The organism is Pseudomonas sp. MHK4 (assembly GCF_054600775.1).
In genome coordinates, this window is sequence record NZ_BAAIAK010000001.1 from 123396 (window position 1) to 139020 (window position 15625).

15 protein-coding genes are annotated in these 15625 nt (G+C 59.0%); 4 read left to right on the forward strand and 11 right to left on the reverse strand.

What is annotated here, in order from left to right; genetic code table 11:
* The first annotated feature begins 315 nt into the window (after positions 1-315).
* From ACYP2Q_RS00615 to ACYP2Q_RS00630, 4 genes are all read left to right on the forward strand, one after another.
* Positions 316-1743: an APC family permease gene (locus tag ACYP2Q_RS00615; RefSeq protein ID WP_459728616.1), complete on the forward strand. Its 1428-nt coding sequence runs from the start codon at positions 316-318 to the stop codon at positions 1741-1743.
* A gap of 25 nt (positions 1744-1768) precedes the next feature.
* A complete protein-coding gene (locus ACYP2Q_RS00620) occupies positions 1769-2503 on the forward strand; it encodes an SDR family NAD(P)-dependent oxidoreductase (protein ID WP_459728617.1) in 735 nt (244 codons plus the stop codon).
* A gap of 45 nt (positions 2504-2548) precedes the next feature.
* Entirely contained in the window at positions 2549-3457 is a 909-nt protein-coding gene (locus ACYP2Q_RS00625; RefSeq protein WP_459728619.1) for an NAD-dependent epimerase/dehydratase family protein, read from the forward strand.
* A 62-nt stretch (positions 3458-3519) separates the two neighbouring features.
* Positions 3520-4413 (forward strand): polysaccharide deacetylase family protein, encoded by an 894-nt coding sequence (locus tag ACYP2Q_RS00630; RefSeq protein ID WP_459728621.1) that lies wholly within the window; start codon positions 3520-3522, stop codon positions 4411-4413.
* Positions 4414-4747: 334 nt separating this feature from the next.
* Here ACYP2Q_RS00630 and phnX read toward each other — a convergent pair whose 3' ends face one another.
* The 11 genes from phnX to ACYP2Q_RS00685 form a co-directional block, all read right to left on the reverse strand.
* Complete coding sequence (gene phnX, locus ACYP2Q_RS00635; protein WP_459728623.1) at positions 4748-5575, reverse strand: phosphonoacetaldehyde hydrolase; 828 nt, start codon at positions 5573-5575, stop codon at positions 4748-4750.
* Between the two features lie 88 nt (positions 5576-5663).
* The gene (locus ACYP2Q_RS00640) at positions 5664-6536 is read right to left on the reverse strand and encodes a LysR substrate-binding domain-containing protein (protein ID WP_459728624.1); all 873 of its coding nucleotides are present in this window, start codon (positions 6534-6536) and stop codon (positions 5664-5666) included.
* Positions 6537-6585: 49 nt separating this feature from the next.
* A complete protein-coding gene (locus ACYP2Q_RS00645; protein ID WP_459728626.1) occupies positions 6586-7881 on the reverse strand; it encodes an MFS transporter in 1296 nt (431 codons plus the stop codon).
* A 124-nt stretch (positions 7882-8005) separates the two neighbouring features.
* Entirely contained in the window at positions 8006-9097 is a 1092-nt protein-coding gene (gene psrA / locus ACYP2Q_RS00650; protein ID WP_459728627.1) for an iron-containing alcohol dehydrogenase PsrA, read from the reverse strand.
* Between the two features lie 117 nt (positions 9098-9214).
* A complete protein-coding gene (locus ACYP2Q_RS00655; protein WP_459728628.1) occupies positions 9215-9565 on the reverse strand; it encodes a hypothetical protein in 351 nt (116 codons plus the stop codon).
* A 108-nt stretch (positions 9566-9673) separates the two neighbouring features.
* Positions 9674-10447: a CHAD domain-containing protein gene (locus ACYP2Q_RS00660; protein WP_459728629.1), complete on the reverse strand. Its 774-nt coding sequence runs from the start codon at positions 10445-10447 to the stop codon at positions 9674-9676.
* A gap of 156 nt (positions 10448-10603) precedes the next feature.
* Entirely contained in the window at positions 10604-11164 is a 561-nt protein-coding gene (locus tag ACYP2Q_RS00665) for a lipid-binding SYLF domain-containing protein (protein ID WP_459728630.1), read from the reverse strand.
* Between the two features lie 270 nt (positions 11165-11434).
* A complete protein-coding gene (locus ACYP2Q_RS00670) occupies positions 11435-12298 on the reverse strand; it encodes an alpha/beta fold hydrolase (protein WP_459729453.1) in 864 nt (287 codons plus the stop codon).
* A 486-nt stretch (positions 12299-12784) separates the two neighbouring features.
* Positions 12785-13354: a helix-turn-helix domain-containing protein gene (locus ACYP2Q_RS00675; protein ID WP_459728632.1), complete on the reverse strand. Its 570-nt coding sequence runs from the start codon at positions 13352-13354 to the stop codon at positions 12785-12787.
* Positions 13351-13683, reverse strand: coding sequence for a type II toxin-antitoxin system HigB family toxin (locus ACYP2Q_RS00680; RefSeq protein WP_459728633.1), 333 nt, complete (start codon positions 13681-13683; stop codon positions 13351-13353). The genes ACYP2Q_RS00675 and ACYP2Q_RS00680 overlap by 4 nt, the downstream gene beginning before the upstream one ends.
* 200 nt (positions 13684-13883) lie before the next feature.
* On the reverse strand, positions 13884-15623 hold the full coding sequence (locus ACYP2Q_RS00685; RefSeq protein WP_459728634.1) for a dipeptidase: 1740 nt from the start codon (positions 15621-15623) through the stop codon (positions 13884-13886).
* Positions 15624-15625 lie beyond the last annotated feature (2 nt).

Genomic DNA, 15625 nt, shown 5'->3' on the forward strand with positions numbered 1-15625 from the left:
AGTGACCGGCGCTATCCGAAAACTGCAAGGTGGGCGAGCCTTACTTCGCCCTTTGCGATCCAAAGATCGGACATTCCTGATGGCAGGTTTTTTTTGCCTGTTTCTATACTGGCCACCCACATTCAAAGGTTTAAGCGCTACCGCCATAAAAACAACAAAGCTGTAAGCAAACTCCGGATAAGCTGCGGAACTCTGGCTTGTTCGGGTTTTAAGTATCTGCATTTTGCATAGTTGAATAATAAGAGCGGCGTTCAAACCGGTTCACACGGCTTGGCGCTACAACATCTTCTATAGCTATTAATCAGAGCCTGACAAATGAACTTCTATGACATCATCGGTTATGACCGTGACGGAACTGTTCGTGAACTTGATACAGCGCTAAACAAGGGGACTCTCACCACCAGGGATGTGACGTTTTCAGCACTGGGTTTTAATGCTCCCGGCTGGATTGCCGCCTCTTCGATGTCGATTCTTTACTCGATATCGGGCCACCATGCGCCGCTGGCCATATTGATTGCGTACTTCTTTCCCATGCTGGTCATGGCGTTCTGCATGATCTCCCTCACTCGCCAGGCCCCCTCGGCAGGCGGCGTCTTTACCTTCACCTCGCGTTTCCTGCATACCAGCGTCGGGACCATTCTCGGCTGGGCGTACTCGGTGGCCTGCACGGCAGTGATGGCCATGTGTGCAATTATCGGCACTGAATATATCCAGGCGCTGTTCCCGTCCCTGGCGGGTGCGCTCAATGCCAAGTTGATTGGTACGGGCATGGTCCTGGTCTTCCTGGCCATCTCCTGCAAGGGCGTCAATGCCACCGCGAAAATCGCCAGCATCTTTCTGATTTTCGAGATCAGTGTCGTTGCCGGGCTCGGGTTGATGGGCATCATCGACCCTCAGGTGCCGGACCTGTCGGTGCTGTCCATGTACACGCCAGAAGGGCCGGGCAGTTGGTCAGCCATCGGGCCAGGAGTGCTGTTCGGCGTATGGATGCTCGCCAACTTCGATTCGGCGATCAACTACATCGAGGAGTCGCGGATTCCGGTTCGAACCGTGCAGCGCTCCATGTTGCTGGTTTTGACTTCCGCCTTTGTCATCTACACCCTCGCGGCCATCGGCTGGCAGTATGCCGTGCCCGTGGAGACACTGGCGGCCATCATCGAGGATGGCAACGGTGGGCCAATCGCCGCGGTGGCGAACGTCTACCTGCCGCCGGCCATGGCCTGGATTGCACTGTTCGTTGTGATCACTTCGGCTTGTGCCGGTATGCAGATCTCGTCGAGTGCGGCGGCGCGCACGCTCTATCGCATGAGTGAAGAAGGGCATTTGCCGTTGGCGCTCAGTGCCGTCAACAAGACCAAGTCGCCCTGGCTCGCCAGTGTGCTTGTCGCGGCCGTCGCCATTGCACTGCTGTGGTGGAAACCGCTGGACAAGATCGTCTGGTACTACGACGTGGTGACCATCACGCTGGTGATGTCCTACATGGCTGCTATTGCTGCCTTCATTGTCATGACCTTCCGACGCCAGCGTTTCGCCATTGCTCTGGTCCTGTCGATTCCCGCCACCCTGGCCATTCTCGTCCTGGGATACATCGGTTACACCGCCGGCGCCAATCCGGTCTCGCCAGAGGATCAATACACGGCCTGGTACCTGGGTGCGCTGACGATTCTGTCTGGCGCGTTGATTCTGGTCTGGCAATCGCGTGTCTCCAGGAAACCAGTACTTTCCAAGGCTCAACAGTCCTGATTTTTTAAAAAACATCGGAGAACTTATGAAACGTGTTGTCGTTATCACGGGCGCAGCAAGGGGCATAGGGCTGGCCATCGCCAGGCGTTTTGCGGCGAGTGGCGATCACTTGGTCCTCAATTACTTCGACACCAAGGATCAACTGGACGAAGTCATCCGCCTCGCCGAAGCCAACGGTGGCGACGGGTTCACCGTCCAGGCGGATATCAGTCATCCCGAATCCGCTGCCGGGATCATCCGCGAGGCAGAGAGTCGTTACGGGCGGGTGGATGTCCTGATCAACAATGCCGGCAGACTGGTTTCGGCGACGGTCGAGCAAACGACCTGGGCGCAGTGGGAGCAGATGATCAGCACCAACCTCGGCGGCACCTGGGCCTGCATGCAGGCCGTGTTGCCGGGCATGCTGGCACGCGGTCAGGGACGGATCATCAACATCAGCTCGGAGCTGGGGCTGATTGGCTTCCCGACCTACGCCGCATATTGCGCCTCCAAGGGCGGGGTGATCGCGCTGACCAAGGCGGTCGCCAAGGAAGTGGCCCCCAAAGGTGTACTGGTCAATTCGGTCGCGCCGGGGCCGATTGAAACCGACATGCTGATCAACGACACCATCGAATTCAACGATGAGACCCGCGCGAGCCTGCCATTGAGGCGCTTCGGCAAGCCGGATGAAATCGCCGCCATGGTCCACGCCCTGGCCGGGCCTGCGGGCGATTACATGGTGGGACAGATCATCAGCCCCAATGGCGGCGCTGCGATCTAGTTGGCTGTCTTTTAACTTCGCCGCTAATAACAAGAAGGAAACAACATGAGCGCTGTAATGATTACCGGTGGTTTGGGCTATGTGGGCAGATACCTGACCAAGAAGCTCAGCGAGCAAGGCGTCAAGGTGGTGAGTTACAACCGTGACTACTCCGAAGCCAGGTCTGAATTCATGACCCCTGTGCAGGGGGAGCTATTCGACATACCGAGGATTGTCAGGACCCTCCAGGAACATGGCGTTGATCGTGTCATTCATACGGCGGCCATGTCCCATCCCGACTTGTCCATCGACCTGCCCATCACGACAGTGACGGCGAACATCGATGGCACCATTCATTTGCTTGAAGCCATGCGCCTGGCGGGCATCAAGAAGTTGGTCAACTTTTCTTCGGAAACGGTCTATGGCCATTTCGAGGGAGAGATCAATGAGCAGACACCGACTTACCCAACCACACCCTACGGCGTGACCAAGATTGCCACCGAGCACTTTGGCCGGGTCTACAACGATCTCTACGGTATGGAAGTGATTTCCCTGCGAATCGCCGAAGTCTATGGCCCTGAAAACAAGATGCCGCAAGTGCTCAGGGACATTCTTAAAACCGTCCACCGTGGTCAAACCTTTACCTTGGCTTCAGGCGGCGATCATCGGTTTCACTACATCCATGTGGAAGACGTTGTGCGCGCGGTACTGATGGCGGCTGAAACCCGGGACCTCAAGGGCGGTGTGTTCAACATTGCCGGTGATCGCTCCTGGACGCTGCATCAAGCCGTGGAAATCATCCGCAAGATCATTCCCCAAGCGCGTATCGAAGTGGGCGACGGTTATTGGCATCTCGATCGCCATGGTGAATGGGACCTGAGTGCCGCCGAGCGGGAGCTGGGCTATCGCGCCCAATGGTCGCTGGAAAAAGGGCTCACCCATTATTCCAACTGGTTGATCGATCACGAGTATTGATCGAGCGCTGGGTCGCTGTTGTTGGTGATTCGATAACGTTCAATACCCATGGGTGATTAAGCATGATTGAAAATCCGATTGTCTGGCCAAACGGTGCACGCTGCGCCGTGGCCTTTACCTTTGATATGGATGCGGACAGCATTCTGCATGTGGCCCACCCCAAGGATTCCGCGACACGGGTTGCCAGTATCTCGATGCTGCACTATGGCCCCAAAGTGGCAATTCCAAGAATCCTGGAAACCTACCGCCGCTTTGAGATCAAACAGACGTTTTTCATTCCGGCCTGGTGCATCGAGCAATACCCCGAGGCCATCGAGGCGATCGTCGAAGGTGGGCACGAAATTGCCCACCACGGCTATATCCATGAACATCCCAACGAGCTGAGCCGGGAAGAGGAAGCGTACTGGCTCGATCGCGGTTGCGACACCATCAAGCGCTTCACCGGCCAGGCACCCAGGGGCTGGCGGGCGCCGCTCTACAATATGTCAGAGCACTCGGCTGACCTGTTGATCGAGCGTGGCTTCAGTTATGACGCCTCCTTGATGGGCGATGATGTGCCCTATCTGTTGCGCACGGGAGCAGGGAACCTGGTGGAGCTGCCATCGAGCTGGGCGCTGGATGACTGGCCCCAGTACATGCACAGCATCGACCTGGATTTCCAGATGCCGATCCAGTCGCCGCAACGCGCCGTCGAGGTGTTCAAGGCCGAGTTCGATGCCGCCTGGGAGTATGGCGCGCTCTTCGTACCCGTCTGGCATCCGTTCCTTTCCGGTCGTCTGTCACGCTGGCATGAAGTGTCGAAGCTGATCGAATACATGATGGAAAAGGGTGATGTGTGGTTTGCCCGGATGGACGAGATCGCCGCGCATGTCCAGCGCAGTGTCGCCACGGGTGCTTATGCACCGCGGATTGACAGGCTGCCTTATTATCAGGGGCTGGTTAAGGCGCATAGGTAATCGAGCCTGCTCGGCGCCTTTGGACACTCTGTTCATGGTCAAGCTTTCAGCAGGTGTCTTCGCTGAAAAGCTTGGCCGTGTCAAAGTCTTCGCCGGATCGCAGAAGACGGCGTACCAGTCGACCAATCTCTCGCGGCTATACCCGGTCCACTGTGGGAGCTGGCTGGCCAGCGATGACGGCCTGACAGCCGACTCATTTCTCGCGGCCATACCCGGTCAACTGTGGGAGCCGGCCTGCCGGCGATGGCGGCCTCACAACCGCCAGTACGCTGTCCTGAGCAACCTGGCGTCCGTGCGTGGAGGTGGCCGCCAGATGCTCGAGGCGCGCCAGGTGTCAGCAACCCTGAGGAGTTTCGCCCCGCGCCAATCGCGCATTGATATCCTCGATAACCCCTGGCAACTCAACGATGGTGTCGATCAGGTAGTGGGGGCGCGAACCTTCGAACAGCTTGATGATGCGCGCCCGCTCTTCGGCCAGCTTTTCGACGGGCAGGGCCTGGTACTGATCGTAGGTCAGGCCCAGGGCGTTGCCGGAACAGGTCAGCGCAACCGTCCACATCCCTGCGCTGCGGCCTTCAAGAATGCCGGGCCAGGTGTCGTCGACTTTCACGCAGGCGGCGACGTCGCTGATGCCCAGGGCAATCACGTTGGCCAGGGCCTGGGCCGGGTGAGGGCGGCCATTGGGCACCTCGTCGGTGGCCACCACGTGATCGGCGACGTAGCCGTTGCGGCGCGCCAGCTCGACGACTTTTTCCATGACCACGGCGGGATAACCGGAGCACGAGCCGATTTTCAGGCCCTTGTCGCGCAGGGCCTCGATAGCGTCCAGTGCGCCGGGAATCAGCGCCGAATGCAGCGCGATCTTTTCGATTTGCAGGGGCATGAAACGTTCGTAGAGGGCGGTGACGTCGTCATCGGTCGGCAGCCGATCGAACACGGCACGATAGCGCTCGGCGATCTGCGGTTGATTGCACAGGGTGCGGATATGATCCCACTTGCCCATGCCCATCGGGCCCCGGGCTTCTTCCAGGGAAACGGCAACGCCGAACTCGGCGAACGCCTCGACGAAAATCTGCGTTGGCGCGAAAGATCCGAAATCGACGACGGTGCCTGCCCAGTCCAGGACCACGGCTTGCAGCTTTGCAGGTAGTTGGTAATGCATGGTGAATCTCCACTTTTGTAGTTATGGGGTGGCCGTCCCTCTCGTCAACGAGAAGTAAGGCCTTGGATGGTTGGAACCGGTTGTGCGATCAGGTGGCCGGCGTTGGGCTTGAGTCGAACAACTCGGCGATCATCGGGCGGTTCCTGCGAATACCGAGGCAGCACAGGTGGTAGTCGATGGAAAACGGATGGTTGACGAAGGTGATCGGCTTGGTGCCGGGCGTTTCGGCGTACTCGACGGCAGAGACGAAACCAATGCCGATGCCCTTGGCGATGGCATGGACGATGGCTTCACGACTGTTCAACTGCATGACGCAGTCCAGGCTGACGCCCAGTTGCTTGCAGCGTTCCTCCACCAGCTGCCGGGTGCGTGAGCTTTTTTCGCGCATGACCCATTTCTCTTCGCTGATCTGCTCGACATGCACCTCTTCTTGCCGGGCCCAGGGATGGTCCTCCCTGACGATGGCAATAATCGGATAGCGTCGGTACAGCTGCGTATCGAAGCGCTGGTCGAACTCGGATAGCGCCAGGATCGCCACGTCGATGTCGAAGTTGAACAGGCGATCCAGGGTTTCCCGTTCCGGGGAGAACGAGGTTTCCAGTTCAATGTCGGGATGACGCTGCATCAGTTCGTACGTCAGGTTCATGGCGATGGGCGGCGAGACCGCCCCCAAGCGCAACATGCCGGTTTTGCGTTGCTTGAAACTCTGCAGCAGTTGCACGGCTTCATCCTCTTGGCCGAATAGCCCCTGGGTGATCGCGTAGAGCTTGTGTCCGGCGGAACTCATCTCGATATAGCGCCCACGACGATGGAACAGTTCCACGGAAAACTTTTTCTCCAGCGCGTTGACCTGCTCACTGACGGTCGGCTGGCCGACGCTCAGGTACTCGGCGGCGAGGGTGAAACTGCCGGTCTTGGCCACCGCGTGAAAGGACCTTAGCCATTTATGGTACTGGTACATGAAAGATCCTGTGCCTGAGCTGCTTTTGATACATCGGCCTGCCGGACAATCAACGCCTGATGAACAACGCGACAACTGCACTGCACAAGCAGGCTGTGGTGACCACGATGAAGATCAAGGACGTGTTGCCGGTACTGTCGAGCATACTGCCGATCAGCGGTTCCGCCAGGCCCGCGAACAGATAGGACGAGAAGTTCATCACACCGGTGGCCGTTCCCGCCCGTTTTGCGCCAACCAGGTCCGGGCACAGCGCCCAGAAGCTCGAGGCAGGTCCGTAGACGAAGAAACCGCACAGGAACAACGCCACCAGGCCGGTCGCACTGTGGGGCGCCAGTGTCCACATCCACAGGCTGGTGGCGGCACCGAGGAACATGTAGAGCATGATCGCCAGGTAGCGTTTGGAGCCAAACAGCTTGTCCGAGATCCAGCCGTTGCTCAGGGCACCGATGGCCATGCCGACCGGCAGGGCAACGGTGATCCATTTCGGATCGATCAGGCTGTCGCCGCTTTTCCAGTCGGCACCCAGGAAATGCACCGGCACCCAGACGATCAAGCCATAGCGGGCAGCGTTCTGGAAACCGAGGGACACGGCGGCAATGATCAGGCGAAAGTTCTTCAGCACGGCTTTGTAGCGTTGCGCGGAGGTTTCGACTTCGCCGTGGGCCACTTCATGGGCTTTGTCATCGGCGTTGGCCACGCCGGTGTCGGCCAGCGGTTCGAATCCCATGTCCTGAGGCCGTTCACGCGCCACCAGGTAGAAGATGATGCCGCCCGCCAGCATCAGCAGCACGGGCAAACGGAAGATCCAGCGCCATTCCAGGTGCATCACTTGCAGCACGACGATCGAGGTCACGTAGGACAGGATCGAGGCGCAACCGGCGGCGAACACATAGAAGCCATAGACCTTGCCGCGCTCACCGGCACTCCACCAGTTGGAGATCAGCCGGCTGCCCGGTGCCCAACCCAATGCCTGGAAGTAACCGTTGATGCCCCAGGGCAGGATCAGCGCGGCAAAGCTGCCGGCGAAGCTGGTCACCCAGTTGGCGCCACAGGACAGCACGGCCCCCAGGGTCATGATGCGCCGCCCGCCAAACTTGTCGGCGAGGTTGCCGTTGATGGCCTGGCCGATGGCATAGGCCCAGAGCATCGCGGCCGATGCCCAGCCCAGGTGTTCCTTGGTGAAACCGAACTCGGCCTGAATGCCCGGAATGGCAAACCCGAAGGTTTGCCGACCGGTATAGAAGAACAGGTAACAGAACATCGCCGCCAGCAGCATTCGCCATTGGGCGACTCGGAATGAGGCGGTGTGGACGGCCAGGGCAGGCATGGTTTGGGCACGATTCATGATCTTTTCCCTATTATTGTTCGGTCCCCTGGACTTGCGTCGCAAGGGTGCACCCTTTTTGAGTGCAGCAGGAAATCGTCGCGGCTCGTCATGCCGCTGACAGTGCATGGTTGAACAGGCGTTTCTAGGCGGCGCGTGAGCCGATGAAGTTCTTGCCCCGCGCGCCCTGCATGGCGAAATCAATCATTTCCCGGGCTTGCGTCGGCGTGACGCCGTAGTCGGCGAACTCGGTTTTTACGTCGAGGCTGTGCAGGAACTCCCGTAGCCGGGACTGGGCTTTGTCCAGGTCGTTGCCAAAAATCCGTTGCAGCGTGCGGTCGCGTGCCTCGTCATGACCCCAGGCGAGCCCCAGCACCAGCGGCAGGGTGAAGGAGCAGGCGATGCCGTGGGGCAGGCCGTAGCGCAGGGTCATTTCGTAGGAAATGGAATGGGCCAGCGCGGTCTTGGTGTTGGAGAACGCCAGCCCGGCCTTGAGCGCGGCCAAGGCCATGCGTGAACGCAACTCCTGGTTGGCCAGGTCATGGCGCAGCAAGGGCAGGCACTCGAGGATGTCGGCGATGGCGGAAATCGCCAGGGTGTCGGAAACAGGATTGGCATTGATGTTCCACACCGATTCCAGGGCATGGGACAGGGCATCCAGGCCCGTGGAAACGGTGACGCCAGCCGGCACGGTCAACATCAGTTGCGGATCGATGATCGCCACTTTTGGCCAGGTGCATTCCAGGTGCAGGGAGTATTTCTTGTGGCTGGCCGAGTCCCAGATCGTCGCCCAAGGGGTGACTTCGCTGCCGGTGCCCGCCGTGGTCGGTGCCGCAATCAACACTTTGCTGCGCGCCGGCACGAAGGTCTTGCCGGTTGCGAGCAACGCGAGCAGTTCATCGAAACGACCCGATTGCGTGCCCACGATCAACGCCTTGGCGGTATCGATGGCGCTGCCGCCGCCCACGGCGATGACCGCGTGGCATTCGCCAGCCTCTTGCCAGAAACGCTCATAGGTATCGCGAAGTTGCGCCACGTCCGGGTTGGGCTGGACATCCTCGATCACGTAGACCAGACGCTCGCCCAACAGCTCCTGGATGCGATCGACCAGGCCCAGCCCACGGGCTTCGGGAAAGGTGACAAGGGCCACTGTCTGGTGTTCGGTGATGGCGGCAAGCGCTTGCAGGCTGCCCCAGCCGAAACGGGTATCAACGGGATTGTGGAATCGGGCTGTCATGGCGGGTCCTTGGTTTTTGTTGTTGGAAGTGGCCCCATGCTCGCGGTGCAGCCACCACAGCACAAATCGATAATTCGTGGCTTTGAATCGGCTGGACCGATAACGCACGCTTGTGGATCAGGCGAGACGATTGAGCGCGATATCGATGATGTCGAAGTTACGCAGGCGAGCAGGGTGATCCATGCCGAGCAACTTGCGGTTGAAGAGGCGCGGCACTTTCTGCTCGGACACGCCGCCGTGGGAGCGTAGGGGCACCGTCAATCCGGACAGGTCGTGTTTGTCGGCCGCCGTTCCAAGCACCGTCAACCGTTCTGCGAGTACCACGAGATTGCCAATCCGGTCTTCCGGCAGTTCGAAGCGCTGGCTGGCCTGGGTACGGGTCAAGACCGCTTCGACACCCTCGATGTCGGCGAGATAGTCCATGACATCGCGCTGCAGGATGGCATCGGGCAAATTCCGCCGCTTCACGCATTACGCATCTTTGAGGTGGCCGCCCGGGCAGGCCGTAACAGGCGCGGTACATCTGGCGTTGATCCAGTTTCGCGTGCAGCCGCCAGCCCAGACCTCGGCGGTTTTTTAATTCGCCAAGTCTTTTTCAAGGTGATCGAGCAGCGACGCCAGCTTCAGCTCGGCATCGGCCAGCGCCTGTTCTGACGCGACTTGCCAGTAGGGGGCGATTTCAAGCAAATCCACTTCACGCTCGGCCCGCAGGCACCACTGATGATGATCGTGCCATGAGCCGAGCGATGCCTGTACCGACTTCAGTTGTGCCCTGGATTTTGCCTTGAGCGGTGACAATGTTGGAAAAGCATCTGAGAGGTATCTTGCGTTTTTCACAATGATGCGCAGTTCGTGCCGGTCAAAATGCTTGTCCTGAAGCCCGGTGATCAGCTGATTGATTCTTTTCCTCAGGGCTTTGCGGATCTGTCTTTTGATATCTGCCAGCTCGCTGGCTCTCTCGGCTGTCCGGAACGACTCCGGCCAACGATCCAGTTCGGCAAACAGTTTATCGAGCAAGGGGCTACCGGCGATCTTGCGATTTTGTTCCGCAAGGGATGCGGTTCTACTCATCGCCTGGAGCGGATAGCCCATTTTCTGCAGTTCACCAATGATGACCTGCAGATCTCTCGTGGGGGTAGTCGCTCTGCCGACGTCAGCTGCGGCCTGATTCAACGCGACTACCTCAGGCAAGTTGCGCAGCGGACGCAAAAGGCTGCGAATTTTGCGAACCGCTATCCTCATGTCATGCAAAGCCTCACCATCACTGTTGGCTTGCAACCGGGCGCGCGAGTGATAAAGGGAGACTTCCAGGGCGATGATCTGTGCCACGAAATCGTCGACAAATGACATCATCGTCCTCATTCATGAGTGGGTCACGACAGCGTAGCAGAGCGTTGTCAGTTGTACGGTCACGTCCTGCGAGGACCAAGTGGCAGCCTTGCCTGATGGAAGAACCACCGCATGGACCCGGCTGCCACTCGCCCGACGATTCACTGACTGCCGGTCTTAACGTTTGATCAGCGAAATCTTCGTCCCTTCGATGCTGATCCCGGCCATCAAACCTTGCTGGCTGAAGATGAACGCGTAGGCGTCGTCTTTCAGCGTCGAGCTGGACAGGTTCTTGGAAAGCCCTTCATCCACCACGACCACCGTTGGCCCTACACCGATTTCCCAACCCTTGGTTTCAGTGATGTATTTCAGCGCCTTGTCGGTCATCAGGAAAACCACATAGCCGTAGGACTGGGCGCCGGCCTGCAAGCCCCAGGATCCGCCGACGGAGTTGTAGTAATCCACTGCCTTGTTGCCTTTCATCAAGACGCCTTCGCCGTAGCTGCCGCCGAACACCAGGCCCGCCTTGATGATTTTCGGGAAGACCAATATGGCCTTGGCTTGTTTCCCGATGGTTTCGGCAGCAGGATTGGTCTTGTATAGCGTTTGCAGCGCTTGCTTGGAGTCGGTGTTGAGATCCTCGGCGGTGGCGGCGCCTGCCGTGTTCAGGAAACTGGCCGAGGCCAATGCGGCAACCGCGAGCAAGGCCGAAAGGTACAACCGTATTGATTGAGTCATTTGCGTACTCCGATAAGGGAGCATTGGATGGCAGTAGCAGTCAGCGCCTGCTTCCGGCAGGAACCGAAATCACTGAACGTTATCCGGCGCACCCTGGAATGTGAGGAATTCAAGCGTCGCGGCTGAGTAAAGCAGGTGATCAGTTGCGATGCCATCACTTGTTGTGACCGCTGAGTGATGGCAGCGTTCAGCGTTGCCGTTCGTGCTGTCTGTTTTCAGCGGGTGCGCGAGGTGCCGGTTCATTGCGATCGGGCACCTGCGAAACGAGCGTCAGCCTTTGATGAAGGACAACAGATCCTTGTTGATCACGTCGGCATGGGTGGTGCACATGCCATGGGGAAGGCCGGGGTAGGATTTCAGTGTGCCCTGCTTGAGCAGCTTGATTGCCAGGTGGGCCGAATCGGCGATCGGCACAATCTGGTCGTCTTCGCCGTGCAGCACCAGGGTTGGCACGTCGATGGCCTTCAAGTCATCGGTAAAGTCGGTTTCCGAGAAGGCTTGAATGCAGTCGTATTGCGCCTTGGCCCCACCGTTCATGCCCTGGCGCCACCAGTTGTCGATGATCGCTTCGGAGACTTTCGCGCCCGGGCGATTGAAGCCATAGAAGGGACCGCTCGGAAAATCACGATAGAACCCTGCGCGATTGTCGGCCAGGGCCTTGCGCAGGCCATCGAAGACTTCCATGGGCAGGCCGCCCGGATTTTTCGCGGTGCGCAGCATGATCGGCGGCACGGCACCAATCAGCACCGCCTTGGCAACGCGACCGCGGCCATGACGCGCCACATAGCGTGCCACCTCACCACCCCCGGTGGAGTGACCGATATGCACGGCGTTCCTGATGTCGAGATGCGCCATCAGCTGCGCAACGTCGGCGGCATAGGTATCCATCTCGTTGCCCACGGCGGTCTGCGACGAACGACCATGGCCACGGCGATCGTGGGCAATGACGCGAAAGCCCTGGCCTGAGAAAAACAGCATCTGTGCATCCCAGTCGTCACTGGACAGGGGCCAGCCATGGTGGAACACCAGCGGTTGTCCGGTGCCCCAATCCTTGTAGAAAATCTGCGTGCCGTCCTTGACGGTGAGCATCCCCGAGCCGCTGGCATGGCCGTTGCTCTTGCTGCCCGCCGGCATGGCAGCCGGGGTCGATTGTGCCGCCAGCGCAGGTAACGCCACCGCCAGGGCGGCGGCCATGGCCCCGGTTGTCATCAATCCTCTGCGGGTGGTTCCGCTTGTCTCATCAGTCATGATCGACACCTCATGTGTGTTTTAAAGGTAGCGCCCGCGGGGCCCTGGACAGGCCATCCGGCGACGCCTTGGCAGATGAGAATTTATGGGCAAACCAAGGCACTGGACACTGGACATGGGTGTGTGGGATTAACGCTTTGGTATGGGCAACCCCCCTGTAGGAGCGAGCTTGCTCGCGAAAAACCAGAGAACGCCACGGAGCGTCAGGTCTCCCGCGTCATCGTTAGCGTCCATCGTCGGAACGCCGCCCGGAGCAAGCTCGCTTCTACAAGGGAGATGCAATGGCTGAACGCAGCGACAGAACGGCGTGATCGGTAGTGACTCAACATCGCAGGGATCACGCATCGGGTGAAGATCAACCTATACGAACACTCAAGACGTCGACCTGCCGTGCCTCCCGGAAACCTGCTCGGCTTTACGCTTGCGTTCCAATTTACCGGGCGGGATGTGGACCTGTACCCGAGGCTTCCCGGAAAGCGTGGGCCTATCCGAAACGAATGCGTTCGGGTCCATATGGAAGCGCTTGGCCAGGGCCAAAGCCATTCTAGGGCTGATCGCCCTATCGCCGTTGAGAACCTTGGACACCACGAATTTGTCGCCAATTTCGGGCAGATCAGAACCCGTTAGTTTTAGTGTCTCCATCAAGTCCTTGATCAATTGCACCGGTGTGTTGGTGGCCTTGATCGCAGCGCTAAACGCTTTGAGCTGTTCGCTTTTCTGTTCGTAAGCCAGAATCGCGTCTTCAAGCTCGATAAGGATCTGCTCCTCATACTTGTTGAGGTCATGTCCGTCGGTCAGTTCATCAAGCAGCACAGTGGCGCGAGCGTAATCCTCTGGCCCCTTGATGCCGTTCACGAATTGACCGCGCAGCTGCTCCAGAAGCATTTGAAGATTTTCGAGCAAGGCGCGCACGCTTTGCGAATTCTCAAGAACAGTGGTCATGGTTTTGTTCCTCTTTTGTTACTGGCGTACCACGCGCTAGCGGTGTCGTAGTCAGCATGGGTGTAGATATGCTTTACGTAGAGCTTTTGCCGCTGGTAGTTGACGCCTGCTATCAGCCTGAGATTGTTCCCGCCAATATCAATCGCTATCCACCCCTCGGCAGCGCGGTGCTTGAACAGGTCGATGTTCTGCCCAAAAATACCCTGCAAATCGTTGTAACTCTGGGGTGCCGCTGCTGACAGCAGTCTGAGACAGCGCTCCAACCCGCTGCGATCGTTGGGGTATCGATCGGCAGCCTCCTCAAACTTCTGTTTGATCAATACGTCCATGGGCATTCCTAACCATTAGGGTCAATCATACGCCAGTTGTCTTTTTTGACAACTTCTGCCCGTCAATCCCACAGTGGATCTTTGAGCGGCACTGCGAGCCGGGCCAACTGTCAGCACGTTAGCGAAAAAAAATACCCCTCAGAGAGGGGTATTTGTGTGGTTACAATTTACTGAGGTCCCAAGGCGGGACGCCTGGTGGATCAAAGCTTCGGCAACTGCCCGATGCGGCCCATCATCTCGGTCACGATCTGCAGGTCGAGCAGGAACTGCTCGGTGGTCTTGAACTCGTTGTCGTTGTGACCGGTGTACTTCACATCCGGCATGGCCAGGCCGAACTGCACGCCGTTGGGCAGTTCATGCACCGAGGTGGCACCGGCGGAGGTGCCGAACTTGTGCTCCATGCCGAGGTTTTCGCTGGCCACGGCGAGCAGGGCCTTGACCCATTCACCCTCGGGGTTGCGGTACATCGGTTCGGCGATCGAGTAGTCGAAGGCCGGGGCGATCTTGCTTTTCTTGCTCCAGGCATCCAGCGTGGTGGAGATTTGCGCCTTGAGCGTTTCCGGCGACTTGCCCTTCGGCACGCGCAGGTTGACCGCCAGCTTGAAGGCTTTTTCATCCATCCCGACATAGGTCAGGGACGTGGTCAGCGGGCCCATGAACTCGTCGGAGAAACCCACCCCCAATTTGCCACCCAGGTAGTCCAGCCCCCAGTTGTCGGCGGCGTAGCGGGCAGCGTCGGTGATGTGGTTGTGCTTGAGCGCGACCTTGCCGTCCAGGCCGTTGATGAAGTCCAGCATCCTGGCCACCGGGTTGACGCCGGACTCAGGCTCGGAGGAGTGCGCGGACACACCGGTGACGGTCAGCTTGACGTCCTTGCCGTCAACCTTGGCGGTGATCCCGAAGTTGCCACCATTGCGCTTGGCATACTCGGTGCCGGCCTTTTGCAGGCTGGCGGCCAGCTCCGCAGGTTTGTCTGTCACCAGGGTGGCGACCGAGGTCGACGGAATCTGGTTGGTGGCCAGGCCGCCGGTCATCGAGATGATTTCGGCGCCCTTGCCCTGACCCTGGCGCTTGGCGAAGCTGGCCATGACGGTGCCGTAGCCTTTCTCGGCGATCACCACCGGGTAGCCGCCGTCCAGCGCCAGGTTGTAGTTGGGCGTCGGGTTGCGTTCGAAATAATAGGGGATGGCGTCGCCCGTAGTTTCCTCGGTGGTGTCCACCAGCAGCTTGAAGTTCCTGGCCAGCGGCAGCTTTTCTTCCTTGATGACCTTCATGGCGTAGAGCGCGACCACGATGCCATTCTTGTCATCCTCGGTGCCCCGGCCATACATGCGGTCGCCGACCAGGGTGACCTTGAACGGATCGAGCCGGGTGCCATCCTGTAGCACCCAGTTCTCTGGCGTCACCGGCACTACGTCGGCATGGGCGTGAATGCCCACGACCTCATCGCCAGCACCTTCCAGGGAGATTTCATAGACGCGGTTGTCGATGTTGCGAAAGCTCAGGTTGAACGCCTGGGCCAGGCTCTTGATCTTCTCGGCGATCTTGATGAACTCGGGATTGTCGTGCTGGGCTACGCCGTCCACGCGCACGGTGGGGATGGCCACCAGTTCCCGCAGGGTTTCGGTGGCCGCGCTGCCGTACTTGATCCGGGTATAGAGGCCGAGCAGGCGATGGATTTCGTTTTGCTGTTCAGGCGTCAGCGTCTTGTTGTCCTGGAAGGCACTGATGGCCGGGCCGAGGTCGGAGGTGTTGGAGACGTCGCTCTTGGCCAGGCTGGCCAGGAACTGCCGGAAATCGGTGACCGAGGCATCACTGAACGTCTTGAGGATGATGGCGCTCTGTTGCGGGGTGATGTTGGCGTGTGCCGCGGTGGTGAACGACGACAGGCTGGCGAGCATCAGGGTGGCCGCGGCCAGGTGCTTGAGTGAAAAGTCCATTG

What these genes read in the sequence shown, in the direction of transcription:
- ACYP2Q_RS00665 (WP_459728630.1), bottom strand. Translation starts at nt 11,164, where the DNA reads ATGACTCAATCAATACGGTTGTACCTTTCGGCCTTGCTCGCGGTTGCC.
- ACYP2Q_RS00670 (WP_459729453.1), bottom strand. Translation starts at nt 12,298, where the DNA reads ATGCCGGCGGGCAGCAAGAGCAACGGCCATGCCAGCGGCTCGGGGATG.
- ACYP2Q_RS00660 (WP_459728629.1), bottom strand. Translation starts at nt 10,447, where the DNA reads ATGTCATTTGTCGACGATTTCGTGGCACAGATCATCGCCCTGGAAGTC.
- ACYP2Q_RS00620 (WP_459728617.1), top strand. Translation starts at nt 1,769, where the DNA reads ATGAAACGTGTTGTCGTTATCACGGGCGCAGCAAGGGGCATAGGGCTG.
- ACYP2Q_RS00615 (WP_459728616.1), top strand. Translation starts at nt 316, where the DNA reads ATGAACTTCTATGACATCATCGGTTATGACCGTGACGGAACTGTTCGT.
- ACYP2Q_RS00630 (WP_459728621.1), top strand. Translation starts at nt 3,520, where the DNA reads ATGATTGAAAATCCGATTGTCTGGCCAAACGGTGCACGCTGCGCCGTG.
- ACYP2Q_RS00625 (WP_459728619.1), top strand. Translation starts at nt 2,549, where the DNA reads ATGAGCGCTGTAATGATTACCGGTGGTTTGGGCTATGTGGGCAGATAC.
- ACYP2Q_RS00645 (WP_459728626.1), bottom strand. Translation starts at nt 7,881, where the DNA reads ATGAATCGTGCCCAAACCATGCCTGCCCTGGCCGTCCACACCGCCTCA.
- ACYP2Q_RS00675 (WP_459728632.1), bottom strand. Translation starts at nt 13,354, where the DNA reads ATGACCACTGTTCTTGAGAATTCGCAAAGCGTGCGCGCCTTGCTCGAA.
- psrA (WP_459728627.1), bottom strand. Translation starts at nt 9,097, where the DNA reads ATGACAGCCCGATTCCACAATCCCGTTGATACCCGTTTCGGCTGGGGC.
- ACYP2Q_RS00680 (WP_459728633.1), bottom strand. Translation starts at nt 13,683, where the DNA reads ATGGACGTATTGATCAAACAGAAGTTTGAGGAGGCTGCCGATCGATAC.
- ACYP2Q_RS00640 (WP_459728624.1), bottom strand. Translation starts at nt 6,536, where the DNA reads ATGTACCAGTACCATAAATGGCTAAGGTCCTTTCACGCGGTGGCCAAG.
- phnX (WP_459728623.1), bottom strand. Translation starts at nt 5,575, where the DNA reads ATGCATTACCAACTACCTGCAAAGCTGCAAGCCGTGGTCCTGGACTGG.
- ACYP2Q_RS00685 (WP_459728634.1), bottom strand. Translation starts at nt 15,623, where the DNA reads ATGGACTTTTCACTCAAGCACCTGGCCGCGGCCACCCTGATGCTCGCC.